The 13,537-nt window shown below is 38.0% G+C and carries 13 protein-coding genes; 4 read left to right on the forward strand and 9 right to left on the reverse strand.

Annotated elements, in window-relative coordinates; all coding sequences use genetic code 11:
- Positions 1-46: 46 nt before the first annotated feature.
- The 4 genes from T429_RS0104870 to T429_RS0104885 all read left to right on the forward strand — a co-directional run bounded on the left by T429_RS0104870 (position 47) and on the right by T429_RS0104885 (position 3,158).
- Positions 47-799, forward strand: a complete 753-nt coding sequence (locus tag T429_RS0104870) for a transporter substrate-binding domain-containing protein (RefSeq protein ID WP_005773625.1) — start codon at positions 47-49, stop codon at positions 797-799.
- Between the two features lie 78 nt (positions 800-877).
- Positions 878-1,600 (forward strand): ABC transporter permease, encoded by a 723-nt coding sequence (locus T429_RS0104875; protein ID WP_005773626.1) that lies wholly within the window; start codon positions 878-880, stop codon positions 1,598-1,600.
- A complete protein-coding gene (locus T429_RS0104880) occupies positions 1,597-2,304 on the forward strand; it encodes an ABC transporter permease (RefSeq protein WP_005773627.1) in 708 nt (235 codons plus the stop codon). The genes T429_RS0104875 and T429_RS0104880 overlap by 4 nt, the downstream gene beginning before the upstream one ends.
- Before the next feature lie 80 nt (positions 2,305-2,384).
- The gene (locus tag T429_RS0104885; RefSeq protein ID WP_005773628.1) at positions 2,385-3,158 is read left to right on the forward strand and encodes an amino acid ABC transporter ATP-binding protein; all 774 of its coding nucleotides are present in this window, start codon (positions 2,385-2,387) and stop codon (positions 3,156-3,158) included.
- A 23-nt stretch (positions 3,159-3,181) separates the two neighbouring features.
- Here T429_RS0104885 and lpxB read toward each other — a convergent pair whose 3' ends face one another.
- The 9 genes from lpxB to frr all read right to left on the reverse strand — a co-directional run bounded on the left by lpxB (position 3,182) and on the right by frr (position 13,501).
- Positions 3,182-4,378, reverse strand: coding sequence for a lipid-A-disaccharide synthase (lpxB, locus tag T429_RS0104890; RefSeq protein WP_005773629.1), 1,197 nt, complete (start codon positions 4,376-4,378; stop codon positions 3,182-3,184).
- The gene (locus tag T429_RS0104895) at positions 4,371-5,243 is read right to left on the reverse strand and encodes an LpxI family protein (RefSeq protein ID WP_005773631.1); all 873 of its coding nucleotides are present in this window, start codon (positions 5,241-5,243) and stop codon (positions 4,371-4,373) included. The genes lpxB and T429_RS0104895 overlap by 8 nt, the downstream gene beginning before the upstream one ends.
- A 2-nt stretch (positions 5,244-5,245) precedes the next feature.
- The gene (gene lpxA, locus T429_RS0104900) at positions 5,246-6,070 is read right to left on the reverse strand and encodes an acyl-ACP--UDP-N-acetylglucosamine O-acyltransferase (protein ID WP_005773632.1); all 825 of its coding nucleotides are present in this window, start codon (positions 6,068-6,070) and stop codon (positions 5,246-5,248) included.
- Positions 6,071-6,094: 24 nt separating this feature from the next.
- A complete protein-coding gene (gene fabZ, locus T429_RS0104905) occupies positions 6,095-6,562 on the reverse strand; it encodes a 3-hydroxyacyl-ACP dehydratase FabZ (protein WP_005773633.1) in 468 nt (155 codons plus the stop codon).
- Position 6,563: 1 nt separating this feature from the next.
- Positions 6,564-7,610, reverse strand: a complete 1,047-nt coding sequence (gene lpxD / locus T429_RS0104910; protein ID WP_005773634.1) for a UDP-3-O-(3-hydroxymyristoyl)glucosamine N-acyltransferase — start codon at positions 7,608-7,610, stop codon at positions 6,564-6,566.
- 66 nt (positions 7,611-7,676) lie between these two features.
- Positions 7,677-10,073, reverse strand: coding sequence for an outer membrane protein assembly factor BamA (gene bamA / locus T429_RS0104915; RefSeq protein ID WP_005773635.1), 2,397 nt, complete (start codon positions 10,071-10,073; stop codon positions 7,677-7,679).
- Positions 10,074-10,276: 203 nt separating this feature from the next.
- Positions 10,277-11,425 (reverse strand): M50 family metallopeptidase, encoded by a 1,149-nt coding sequence (locus T429_RS0104920; protein ID WP_005773636.1) that lies wholly within the window; start codon positions 11,423-11,425, stop codon positions 10,277-10,279.
- A 15-nt stretch (positions 11,426-11,440) separates the two neighbouring features.
- Entirely contained in the window at positions 11,441-12,256 is an 816-nt protein-coding gene (locus tag T429_RS0104925; protein WP_005773637.1) for a phosphatidate cytidylyltransferase, read from the reverse strand.
- 684 nt (positions 12,257-12,940) lie between these two features.
- The gene (gene frr, locus T429_RS0104930) at positions 12,941-13,501 is read right to left on the reverse strand and encodes a ribosome recycling factor (RefSeq protein WP_005773638.1); all 561 of its coding nucleotides are present in this window, start codon (positions 13,499-13,501) and stop codon (positions 12,941-12,943) included.
- Between the last annotated feature and the right edge of the window lie 36 nt (positions 13,502-13,537).

Genomic DNA, 13,537 nt, shown 5'->3' on the forward strand with positions numbered 1-13,537 from the left:
AACGTGACGATTTCATATTTGCCCGCTTATCCAATAGGAGAATATCATGAAACTACTAGCAGGAGCTCTTATAATAAGCGCCGCGCTATTCACCCCATTGGCTGATGCAAAAACATTAAAAATCGCCAGTGAAGGTACTTATCCTCCCTTTAGTTACATTGACTCAAATAATGAGCTTAAAGGATTTGATATTGATATATCTTATGCTCTTTGTAAAAAAATGAATATTGAGTGCACAATTGTCACGCAAGATTTCGAGGGGATGATCCCCGGACTTATTGCAAAAAAATATGATGCTATCGTTGCTTCCCTTTCTCATACACAAGAGCGTTTACAAAAAATTGACTTTACAGATCCTTACTACGATACAGCACTGGCTGTCATTGTTACCAAAGATTCGGGAATTAAAGAAGTCTCGTCACAAAGCTTTAAAGGCAAAAATCTTGGTGTACAATCAAATACAACACAAGCTGTTTATGCAGAAGATCATTATGCCTCTGAAGAGGTAAACATCAAACTCTATCCTTCTACAATAGAAGTGAATCGTGATCTTTTAAATCATCGACTTGATGTGATTATTGTTGATAAATTACAAGCATTAAATTGGCTTAAAAATGAAGGAAAAAATTGCTGTCTCCTCCTAGGAACTCTGGAAGAAACAAAATTTCCTGTTGCAATTGCGCTGCGTCAAAACAATAATGATCTTAAAAATAAGTTCAATGAAGCAATAAAAGAAATCCGTTTGGATGGAACTTATGAAAAAATTATGAGAAAATATTTTACAAGCGATGTTTATTAAAGATCACTATGATATTTAGATGAAACTCACTGTTGATTTCTAAAAACATTATCTAACTCTTTCATGAGGAACACAAGAATGATTGAAAATTTAGCATTGCTATCGTTTAGCAATGGTGGATGGGGAGCGGTTATACTTTCTAGCGCAGGAATGACATTGTCACTGGCTTTATGTTGTGGACTTCTAGGACTTCCTCTAGGACTTCTAAATGCAGTCATGATTCGATCTGATATTAAGATGGCGAAAACTATAGCACGTCTTTTTTCAACGGTATTTCGTGGGCTCCCAGAGCTTTTAACCTTGTTTTTAGTGTACTACGGATTACAAAGCCTTATCCAAAATGTCTTTGACTATTTTAATCTTGAAGTCATGTTCAGTATCAATGCTTTTGTTGCTGGTGTTCTTGCACTAAGTATGGTTCTTGCCGCTTTTTCTTGTGAAGTTTGGCTTGGAGCATTCAACATTTTTGATAAAGGGCAATATGAGGCTGCTAAAGCTTTAGGGCTTTCACGCTCAACCACATTCTTTCGTATTGTCTTTCCTCAGCTCATCCGAAATGCCTTGCCAGGACTTTCCAATAATTGGCTTACTTTACTGAAAGATACATCCCTCGTTTCAACTATCGCGCTTGTTGACCTCATGCGACAAACAAATTTAGCTGTCGCTGCAACCAATAAACCCATGCTATTTTACCTTGTGGCCTGTTTACTCTATTTATTATTTTCAGCGCTTTTTGGCGCAATCTTACGCCATTTGGAAACATACACTCAAATAGGCTATAAAAAGGTACCAAGTCAATGATTCCTGAATGGCTTTATTTCCTTTTTAATCCTGATCTTTTAAGCCGTTATGGGCCAAAATTTATTGATGGCTTTATTGTTACTGTTGAGCTTGTTTCTATCTCTTGTTCTCTTGGTTTTTTCCTTGGAATGCTTATCGCTTTTGCACGTTTATCAAAAAATACGTTTTTACAATATTTTGCAAATGCTTATGTCTATTTTTTTCGCGGCTCTCCTTTATTAGCCCAACTCTTCCTTTTTTATTATGGGCTTGGTTCAATGAACAATTTTTGGCAACAGATTGGTCTATGGTGGTTTTTTCAAAACGCGTGGTATTGTTGCCTTTTTATTTTCACACTCAATTCTGCTGCCTATCAATCTGAGATCTTTAAAGGAAGTTTTCTATCCGTAACCACTGGACAACGTGAAGCGTCAAAAGCTTTAGGTCTGAGTAATTCTGTCACATTTTTTAGAGTTATTCTTCCACAAGCAATGATTGTAGCATTACGTCCCTTAGGAAATGAGTTGATTTTAATGATTAAATCCAGTGCCATTGCCTCACTTGTTACTGTTTATGATTTAATGGGAATTGCTAAACTCACTTATTCACGTACATTTGACTTCCAAGTTTACGTTTGGGCCGCACTTATCTATCTTTTTATTGTTGAACTCATTCATCGTTTTATTGTTTTTATCGAACATCATCTCACGCGATATTTACGGTAAAATAAAATGATCATAAAAAACTTTACCAAATCAAAATGGTGCATTAATCAATTTATTCATCAATGAAAGAATAAAACAAGATGAATTTAAAAAATAATCAATCAATCTATCCCAATAAAAACTCTGTAATTTCCATTCAAAACCTCAATAAATGGTATGGAAACTTTCAGGTCTTACACGATATCAACTTTGATGTTCAAGCTGGTGAACATATCGTTATTTGTGGACCATCCGGATCAGGAAAATCAACGCTAATTCGTTGTATTAACCAATTAGAACAAGCACAAAAAGGTTCAATCTGTATTCATAACGTTGATATCAATACCGCACCTATACAACAACAAAAAAATGTTCTACGAAAGATAGGAATGGTTTTTCAGAACTTTAATTTATTTCCCCACATGAGCGTTCTACAAAATTGTATTTTAGCCCCTATGACAGTTCAAGGGCTTTCCAAACAACAAGCAAAAGAAAGGGCAATTCGTTACTTAACGCATGTCGGTATTGAAAAACACTGTGAAAAATATCCTTTACAACTTTCTGGTGGACAACAACAGCGTGTCGCGATTGCTCGTGCACTTTGTATGGAACCTGAAGTCATGCTTTTTGATGAACCCACTTCAGCTCTTGACCCAGAAAGTGTGGGAGAAGTTTTGGAAGTAATCGCTCAATTGGCCGATACTGGAATTACAATGCTTTGTGTTACCCATGAAATGGGCTTCGCAAAAAAAGTCTCAGAAAGAATACTCTTTCTAGAAAATGGAAAAATTGTTGAAGACACAGCCTCTGATAAATTTTTTACCAACCCTAAAAGCCAACGTGCTTGTGATTTTCTTGCTAAAATTAAACATTAGTCATCAAAATATTGCTTTATTATTTATACAATTTTACCCTTACTTTTTAAAAGAGTGATAATTTTTTGCGCGCCAACAATCCCTGATGGGATTTCAGTTTTCATTTTCTGTTGCACTATCTCAAAAGCGTCGAGTTGAGCTTGACGCAATAAAGGATTAGACAAAAGTTGTTCTACCTGTCTTGCTAACATGCCAGGACGGATCAATTCATTCAAATATTCTGGAATAATCGGCTTATCAGCAATAATATTTGGAAGAGCAGCACTCCATAACATCATTTTAGGAAAAATAAATAATTTAGAAAAATGATCAAGTTTATAGCAAAGAGCCATAGGAATTTTTGCTAAAGCTAATTCAAGAGAAACTGTCCCATGGGCTGCAAGAGCAACATCCGCTCGTGCAAAAGCATGCCATTTTTCATCTTCACCCACAACAATTTCTACTTTGCTTTTCCAGCCCTGCACAAAATCACGAGTTCTATCCACCAAATGGGGTAAAGTGGGTAAGATAATCTGTAAATGAGGGATACGTTGTAAGAGAATCTCTACTGTTTCTCCAAAAATAGGCATTAAAGAACGAAGCTCTAAATTGCGTGATCCTGGCAAAATAACCAATGTAGGCGATGATGTTTGTGGACCACACAAATTTCTTTGTTCTTCTTGGCGCTTTTTTTCTAACTGAACTCTCAAAAGAGGAGGATATGTCAAAAGACGATGTCCAACATAGGTGGTAGAAGGACCTTCCAAATCCTGCATAACCTTTTCTTCAAAAGGAAAAACCGCTAAAATATGATCTACAAATTCCCGCATAGCTTTTGCACGCTCTGGCCTCCATGCCCAAACGGTTGGTGCAATATATTTAATAATCGGAATAGAAGGCGCTAAAGCGCGGACCTTTTTTGCAACACGATGCGTGAAATCAGGACTATCAATAATAATTAAACAATCAGGTTGCTCTTGTGCGATAAATTTGGATAAATTACGAATATGCAGCAGCAGCAACGGTAATTTTTTCAATACCTCCTTTAAACCTATTAAAGCAATATCATGAGAATCAAAAAAGCTTTTTAAACCTAATGCCTTTAAATGCTGCCCCCCAACACCTATCAAATGAATGTTGCCTCCTATTTGTTGTGATAAACAAGAAATTAAATCCGCTCCAAGCAAATCACCAGATTCCTCACCTGCAACCACAGCAACTTTTAAGAAACAATCATTCATGGTCAGCCTTTTCAAATGTTTCTATAAATAGAGAATATTTGTTGGCTTTTTCTATTGTTGTTTTCACCGATAATATGAGACTTCTATTTGCCTCCACCGCAATACCAGATAAACCACTCTTTGCAATATTCATTATTGTCGCAGGCCCAATTGATGGCAAATCAACGCGATTATCCTGTTGTGGCTTTGCACATTTTACAAGAACACCACCTTGAGGAGGAATTTGGCCTCTCTCTCGCATTTCACAAACACGCCATAACATATTATCGGTTCCCTCAGCGCCTTCTAAAGCAACCACCCTTCCTTGAACAACGACAACGGCTTGTCCTATATCCAATTGACCTAAAAGCTTTGCTGCTTGTGCTGCTAAAAAAATATCTTTCTTTTCTTTCTGCGTAGCACGCCGTACTGTTAAATTAAATTCCATAGGAGCTAAAAGATCTGGAACTATTTCGTGAGCACCAATAACAGAAAAACCGTGTGCTTCAATAACCCGTATAAAAGCTTTTAATAACGCATCGTCCCCCCTCCTCAAAGCCCCAATTAACTTAGGAAGAGCTAAAAATGTTGTCCAGTCCAATCGCAATTGTGTAAGAAGGGGTCGCTTTTTCACACCACCTGCCAAAACAACATTATAAACTCCAGCTTCTTTTAAGATTTTAACGAGTCGCGCTAACTCTACAATTGATAGCTCGCAGTGCTCATAACGATAAAGAACAGAATCTGCCTCACCATGCAAAAGCACAAGAAAAGGATTCTCTCCATTCTTCTCAAGAGCCTGTGCAACAGTAATCGGTAAAACACCACTTCCTGCTATAATAGCAGTACGGCCGGAAAGAAAATTTCTGGCTCCCCACATAGGCATTTTTAATCCTTATGCTCTTTTATTCTATCACCTTCAAATTTTGGTGTGCAATAAAAACGCTTTCCTTCTTCTTTAATAAAATTAACAACGTCAGCAACCGACTGAGAAGAAGAATAGAAAGAAGCAACATCATTAACACGCTCTTTAAATGGCTTGCTATGATCAAAAAGCATCGCAACCGCATGACGAAGTGCGTGGATATCTTCACGCTCAAGCCCTGCACGCTTCATACCAATAATATTGAGTCCGGCAAGTTTTGCCTGCACACCAACAGCTGTTCCATAAGGAATCAGATCACCCACTAGTGCAGATACACCGCCAATAAATGCATGATGCCCAACACGAACAAATTGGTGAACAGCAGCACCACCACCGATAATCACATAATCACCAACAGTAACATGACCAGCAATCATGGCATTATTAGCAAATGTAACATGATTGCCGACATGACAATCATGAGCGATATGCGCATAACAAAAAAATTGACAATTATCACCAACAACTGTCATCCCCACACTCGAATCGGAGCCTCTATGCATTGTTACGCCTTCACGAATCGTACAATTCTTACCAATAAAAAGTGTGGTAGCTCCCCCTTTATGTTTATTATTTTGCGGATCTGCCCCCAAAACTGCATGAGAAAAGACTTTACTCTTGGCGCCTAACGTTGTCTTTCCCATTATTACAACATGACTTGTCAAACTACATTCATCACCAATAACAGCCTCTGAACTAATATGGCAAAATGGTCCAACGCGTACATTCTCACCAAGCTGCGCTCCCTTCTCCACAAGAGCCGTTGGATGGATTTTCGTACCGGACATTTTTAATTTCCCATCAAATATCGTTTATTCTTCTTCAACAATCATCGCAGCAATTTCTGCCTCAGCGACGCGGACATCTTCTACTTTTGCAACACATGAAAAACGCCTCATACCAGATCTCTTTTTCAAAAGCTGAACATGAATTTTAAGCTGATCACCGGGCATAACGGGCTTACGAAATTTCGCATTATCAACCGTCATAAGGTAAACTAAATTTGTTTGCTTATTGCCTAAATTTAAAAGTGCTATTGCTCCAGCCGTTTGTGCCATAGCTTCTAAAATCAAAACCCCAGGCATAACAGGCTTTGCTGGAAAATGTCCCGTAAAATGTGGCTCGTTAATCGTTATATTTTTAATACCAATCGCTTCTTGTTCACCATCAATATCAACGATACGATCAATCAATAAAAATGGATAACGGTGCGGTAATATTGAGAGCAATTTTTCAATATCAACAGCCTCTAAATCTCTAGTTCCTTCAGTGCTGATCATCTCAGCTTTTCTCCTTTTTAACTTTTCCCATACTGCGCAACGTTGCTACTTCACGAAACCATTGTTTAAATGGTCGTGCTGGACTCCCTCCCCATTTTTCACCATCAGGAATGTCATTCATAACGCCACTACGACCAGCAATCTGAACACATTTACCTATTACGATATGATCGGCTACCCCAACTCCCCCGCCAAGCTGAGACATATCCCCTATCGATGTACTTCCCGCAATTCCACATTGAGCAGCAATAAGGCAATAACGACCAATTTTTACATTGTGGGCAATTTGTACAAGATTATCAATCTTGCTTCCTTCTCCAATAACAGTATCTTGAAATGTTCCTCGATCAATCGTGGTATTTGCACCAATTTCCACACCATCCTCAATAATCACGCGACCAAGTTGTGGAATTTTCTCAATACCAGCTTTCCCCCCAACATAACCAAAACCATCTTGCCCAATGCAAACACCAGGATAAAGCTGAACCCTATCCCCTATTAAGGAACACTGAATAGTTACTTTAGGAGCAATATAGCAGTCACGTCCAATACGGCAATTTTCACCGATAACGGCTGTGGACGAAATAAGAGTTCCTGCACCAATCTCAACATTTCTTCCAATAACAGCTCCCGCTTCAATACACACATCATCAGCAAACTTAGCCGTTGGATGAATATGCGCATGCGGTGAAATCTCTTTCTGTCCAAACCAAGGCATTGGCTTGACAGAATCAGGAAATAGAATACGACCAATCTGAGCAAAATCACGTTGTGGTGTGGATGTCACCAAAATTGCCATTGTGTCAGGAACTTTAAAAACAATATCATTCGTACAAAAAACAGCAACAGCAGAACTGTCTCGTAGAGCATCAGAAAATTTCCGATGCTCCACAAAAACAAGAGAGCCTTCCACAGCACTGTCAAGCGAAGAAAGAGTATTGATAACTTTATGAGAAAACTCTGGATTAAGAAGCTTTGCACCCGTCAACTCAGCAACATTTGCAACTGTCAATTGCCGGGACGGCGTAAAAAAAAATGTATCCGCCATCAAAACACTTTCTCTCCCAGCTTAAGCTATTCTCTTCAAGCTTTTCCTTCTTAAAAAACGCTCAAATCAGAACTTCGTAGAAATACCAAAGTTCAATTGCTGCAAACGATCTCCCTCCTGCTTTGTTATTGGCCAAGCATAATCAAAACGCAAAGGACCAAACGGAGAATCCCACATCAAGCTCACACCTGCAGATGAACGCCAAGCACTTTTAGTATGGGTAACAGGTGGTTCACCCTTAAAAACGGCTTTATAATTATTGCCATAGAGCGTAGCAATATCTGCAAACAAAGCACCGCGCAAACCGAATCCTTCAGGGACAACAGGAATAGGAAACTGTACTTCAGCCGTCGCATTCATATATGTCGTTCCCCCTAAGAAATAAACTTCACCTTTACTGGAAACCTGTCGTGGACCTATTCCATTGTATTTGAAACCTCGGAGCATATCCGTATTCGCTTTAAACATATCGAAAATACGAACACCCTCCTTGCCTATTTCGTGGATATAACCACCGCCAAAGGAAAGTAAACCAACAATATCCCTTTGATCAGAGAGAGTCTTATACATCATCGCCTTACCCGTGGTCTTCAAGAATTTTGCTCTCCCACCAAGTCCGGCATATTCCTGCAGAAGATGCACGTACCATCCATCATGGGGGTTTCTCATATCATCAATCGTATTATAGGTTAAACCATAACTAATTGATGAACGTTTCCACGGGCTTTGCTTAGCTGCTTGAACAATCGCACCAGAATATTTCCCATATAATTCTATTATATCACTCTCTTTGTTGAAATCATACTCTCCACCAAAATCATATTCTTCCTGTACATAAGAATAAGCAACATTCGCAGATAATTGATTATTAATAGGCAACGAAAACCGTAGTGATCCCCCTGTCTGCCGTACATCATAGGCTTTATCAGCACGGTAAGTGCTGCGAAAAACATCAACGCCAGCCGATAAACGATACCCTAGGAAATAAGGATCAACAAATGATAAATTATAATTACGGGATTTTTCTTGCCCTGCCCCTAACCCCAAACGAATGTACTGACCACGCCCCCCAAGATTACGCTCAGTAACAGAAACTTCAAGCGACATACCAGGGCTTGTTCCCCCCGTTGTATAACCTCCAGAAAGAGAGAGATCTCCTGTTGAAGCTTCAACGACATCTATCACCAAAACAACTTGGTCAGATTGCTCAGTGGGAACCATTGAAATATTAACGGCTTTGAAAAAACCTAAACTTTCTAGACGACGTTTCGCCCGTTGCAATAAAGTTTGATTGTAAGCATCTCCTTCATTTAAATCAAGCTCACGACGAATGACGTAATCACGCGTTTTCTCATTGCCACGTATATCAATACGCTGAATATATGCACGTGTACCTTGTTCAATATTGTATAAGATTGAAATCGTATGATTTGCTAAATTACGATTTCCCCGTGGTTCAACTTTAGCAAAAGCATATCCTGAATCAGCAACCTTATTATTAATAATAGCAACAGACTGTTCAATATCTTCTGCACTATAAACATTCCCTGGCTGAGTTTTAAGCTTGCCTTTCACAGATTGAACGTCAATTCCATCAACATCACTTTCAACCTGAATATCACTAATTTTATAGCGCGGACCTTCATCAAGAACGAAAGAAATTTTATACGTATTGCTTGCAGCATCAAAAGTCGCTTTAGAAGAAACAACACGAAAATCTGCATAACCACGATTATAATAAAAGCGCCGTAAAGCCTCTTCATCAGCAGCGAGGCGCTCTTCACTGTAAACATCGCCTCCCAACAACTTCGAAAAAATTCCTGAAGACTTTGTTGAAATCACATCACGCAACCGGCGGCTCGCAAAGACAGTATTTCCCTTAAACGTGATATCACTAATCTTTGTTTTTTGTCCTTCAACAACATTAAACACCACATTAACACGCCCTTTTCCAAGATTAATGGTTTGAACGTTAACAGTGATATTATTACGACCTAGCGTTTTATAAGCTTCACGAATTGTATTAATATCAGCAGAAAGCTTAGCAGAATTAAAAGGTTCATTTGGCTTTAAAGAAATAAACCGTTTAAGATCTGGGTCTTTAAAAGATTTATTTCCCTGAAATAATATTTGATTGACAACCTCATATTCTTTTACGAATACAATCAATTTATCACCTACTTGATTTATTTTAACATCATAAAATAAACCTAACTCGAAAAGATTTTTCACAGCATGATCAACATCACCACTGGAAATCCCTTGTCCAGCTTTAATACCCATATTGTCACGAATCGCCTGAGAACTTACAAACTTATTCCCACGAACCTCAATAGAACGGACTACAGATGCTTGTATTTCTCCAACCGCAGCAATTGACATAAAAACCGTTGCTGGGGCAATCATCCCCATCTTTAACACCAACACAGATGCTGCATTTAAAAACTTTGAATTCGTAGTCATTGGCTTTTTTACCTTACTCTTGTTCCTTGGACACGATGCCTTAAAAAGCTAACTGCCATAACAACCCTTTTACAGCGAGACTTTTCATCCCTTAATTACTCATTATAATGTACGACGCCACAATATTTTGCAGACATGGTAAACAACCTTCAATTTGTTTTTGCTATTATTACCCAATTTACAAAGCGTTTTCCATAATTTAATTAGCTAAACCAACAAAAATAATCATTAAAGAAGACAAAAATCATAAAAAGGAGAAGAAGGGAAAAACCTAAACGAAAAAAAATTCCCTGAATTTTAGTGGATATTTTTCTCCCAGTAATGACCTCAATGACATGGAATAAAAGATGTCCACCATCAAGCGGTAGAATCGGAAAAAGATTAATAAGCCCAACGCTTATTGAAAGAAAAGCGGCCAAATTCAATAAAGAGATAAAACCTGTCTCGCTCACTTTCCAAGCAATTTTTACGGTTTTAGAAGGCCCACTTAGCCGACAACGATCTTCTTTGCCTCCGATTAAACGACTCATAAAAAGAACAGTTTGAGTGGCAATAAACACCGTACGGTTTAAAGCTTCTCCTATAGCTGTTACAAAATCATAGCGAATATGTTTTATATAAGTTGGATCTAAACGTGGAGGATTATTTAAATCAACAGGAACACCTACACCGATCATAGCACTTTGTGTTCGATTCCCAAATCCATCATCTCGCTCAATGACTTTTGGGGTAATGACAGTGGTAAACACATGCCCCATGCGTTCTATTTTAAACTCTATCGGTTCTCTTCCATGAAAAGCTACATAATTCATCAAATCTTCAAAACTTTCAACCCGTCGACCATCCATTTCAACAAAACGGTCCCCTAATTCCAAACCGGACTGAATAGCAGGGCTCTCTTTTACCAAAGAACCAACAACGGGTTCAATGGTGAAACGACCAAAAGTGAAGAAAAAAAACGTTAGAATAACAATAGTAAAAAGAGCGTTGAAAAAGGGGCCAGCAAAAACAGTTGCTGCTTTTTTCCAAGCATGCGCACCGGCAAACGAACCATCAACAATCGGAGATGATGGTGATAATAGCGCCTCATCTTTATCCTCCTCCCCAACAAACTTTACATACCCGCCTAAAGGGATAAGGGCTAAACGCCATTTCGTACCATGCTTATCTATGTAACTGGCTATTTGTGGTCCAAATCCAAGGGAAAAAACTAATGCCTTAATACCACACCACCGTCCAATGAGATAATGCCCAAGTTCATGCACAAAAATGATAAGCATAATGATAAAAAGAATACTCAAACTTCTTAAAAGAAGATCACCCATAGTGACCATATAATTTAAAAGTCCCAAAATATCTTCTCCCCATTAAATCATACTAAAAAGATGAAAAGGTGAATCCATATCAGACATCAATGAACCAATTAAATAAAGAAGACAAGTTGCTCCTACCAATCCATCCATACGATCCATAAAACCACCATGTCCAGGCAGTAAAGAACCAGAGTCTTTAACAGAAAACCGTCTTTTAAGCCATGATTGTCCTAAATCACTCAGTTGTGAAACAATTGACAAAACAAGTGTAAGGAGTGGCATAAAAAAACTTGCTAAATTTATATCAAAAAATCCAAAAGCCACCCATATACCACCAAAAACACCTACAAATGTACCACCAAGTGCTCCTGACCATGTTTTATTAGGAGAAAATTGTGGTGCTAATTTAGGCCCCCCTAATGCACGTCCGATAAAATATCCACCAATATCGGTTCCCCACACTATCGTAAATAAGAAAATAACAACTTGAAACCCCAGCATCTCATGATCCCGTAAAAAGCATAAAGCCACAACAGGAAAAGATGCATATAAAAAACCACAAAAAACCCAACCACTGTTTTTTATAGATATAATAGCCAACACTGCAGCCAACACGATTAAAACACAAAAAATCAATGAAGCTGATACATTCAACACTAAAAAAAAGCCAAAGAGAAAATAAAAAATACCTGCTAATATCTTTTGTAAAACACACCACTTCTCTTGAGTAATATTTATCCACTCATAAAGAATAAAACTGCCAATACACCATGCAAACAGAAAAAAGGTGGTCCCTCCCAACCATGTTAGATACAAAGCAATAACGCCAAACACAAAAGCCGTTAGAACACGATAAACCAAATTAGACAAAACAACATCCAAACAATAAAAATAGAAAATACAAGCTCTAAAATTGATGCAAGAAAAACTTCCCTACCCAGTATTTTTATTTCATACTTGTGCAAATCTCTCTTATAATTTATCATAAACAGTTAAGTTTACCAAGATAGCGCTTATACGACGAATAATCAATGAAAACAGATCAAAAATCTTCCTTATCTAGATTAATCTTAAAATAAACTTTCAAAGATTTTCTTAAACATAAAATGAGAAAGTGGTTATCTGCGCCCTACATAAATTAACACATATAGGTTTGCGTATAAAAGAGCTACTCTATTAACTCTTCATCATTAAAAATAAATTACGCCCCATAACATCTTCTTGTCCAACCATCCTGCGCAAAGTTTTTTAATGGATGATAAGGAGTAAGGCATTATTTTTTCTGCCATATTACCTCAAACCCATCTTAGAATGTTTGAGTCATTCCTCATGAATATTTCTTATCATGCAGTCAAACAATGTGCTTAAGTAAAGGGCAAAACTGGTAGATTAAAGAATAAAAGCATCAACTCTTTTCAACAAATCTTCCCCCATCAAGACGATAAAACAGCCAGCTCCATCAAACTTGCTATCACAGCGCAGATGACCCTCTGCTCTTATCCATAAAAATAATTGAAACGCTAGAAGTAGAGTATTCTATAGCAAGAAAACGTTTTAAACGTGCATAATTTCAGATTCTTTCACGGCTAAAATTTTATCGATATCAGCAATGGTTTCATCTGTGAGCTTTTGAACTTTTTCGGATAGACTGTGGGCTTCATCTTGTCCAATTTCACCATCTTTTTCTAATTTTTTCAAATTGTCCATACCATCACGACGAACATGACGTGTCGCAACACGCGCTTGCTCCGCGTAGTGATGCGCAATTTTTACAAGTTCTTTACGGCGCTCTTCATTCAACTCAGGTAAAGGAATACGTAAATTCGTACCATCAGTTATGGGATTCAAACCAAGACCAGAATCGCGAATAGCACGCTCGACTGCTCCTACCATTGTTTTATCCCATACAGAAACAAAAAGCATCCGAGGTTCAGGAACAGAAATATTAGCAACCTGATTAATGTGCACAACAGAACCATAAGATTCAACGGTTAAAGGTTCTAATAAACTCGCAGATGCCCGTCCCGTCCGTAAACCACCCAACTCATGTTTAAAAGCCGTAATAGCGCCATCCATGCGACGTTTCAGATCATCCATAATTGATGCAACATTCATATTTCTGTCTCCTTCAATTGTCCTTTGAAGCTTACT

The organism is Bartonella elizabethae F9251 = ATCC 49927 (assembly GCF_000518165.1).
Taxonomy (GTDB): Bacteria; Pseudomonadota; Alphaproteobacteria; order Rhizobiales; family Rhizobiaceae; genus Bartonella; species Bartonella elizabethae.

What these genes read in the sequence shown, in the direction of transcription:
- T429_RS0104870 (WP_005773625.1), top strand. Translation starts at nt 47, where the DNA reads ATGAAACTACTAGCAGGAGCTCTTATAATAAGCGCCGCGCTATTCACC.
- T429_RS0104875 (WP_005773626.1), top strand. Translation starts at nt 878, where the DNA reads ATGATTGAAAATTTAGCATTGCTATCGTTTAGCAATGGTGGATGGGGA.
- T429_RS0104880 (WP_005773627.1), top strand. Translation starts at nt 1,597, where the DNA reads ATGATTCCTGAATGGCTTTATTTCCTTTTTAATCCTGATCTTTTAAGC.
- T429_RS0104885 (WP_005773628.1), top strand. Translation starts at nt 2,385, where the DNA reads ATGAATTTAAAAAATAATCAATCAATCTATCCCAATAAAAACTCTGTA.
- lpxB (WP_005773629.1), bottom strand. Translation starts at nt 4,378, where the DNA reads ATGAATGATTGTTTCTTAAAAGTTGCTGTGGTTGCAGGTGAGGAATCT.
- T429_RS0104895 (WP_005773631.1), bottom strand. Translation starts at nt 5,243, where the DNA reads ATGCCTATGTGGGGAGCCAGAAATTTTCTTTCCGGCCGTACTGCTATT.
- lpxA (WP_005773632.1), bottom strand. Translation starts at nt 6,070, where the DNA reads ATGTCCGGTACGAAAATCCATCCAACGGCTCTTGTGGAGAAGGGAGCG.
- fabZ (WP_005773633.1), bottom strand. Translation starts at nt 6,562, where the DNA reads ATGATCAGCACTGAAGGAACTAGAGATTTAGAGGCTGTTGATATTGAA.
- lpxD (WP_005773634.1), bottom strand. Translation starts at nt 7,610, where the DNA reads ATGGCGGATACATTTTTTTTTACGCCGTCCCGGCAATTGACAGTTGCA.
- bamA (WP_005773635.1), bottom strand. Translation starts at nt 10,073, where the DNA reads ATGACTACGAATTCAAAGTTTTTAAATGCAGCATCTGTGTTGGTGTTA.
- frr (WP_005773638.1), bottom strand. Translation starts at nt 13,501, where the DNA reads ATGAATGTTGCATCAATTATGGATGATCTGAAACGTCGCATGGATGGC.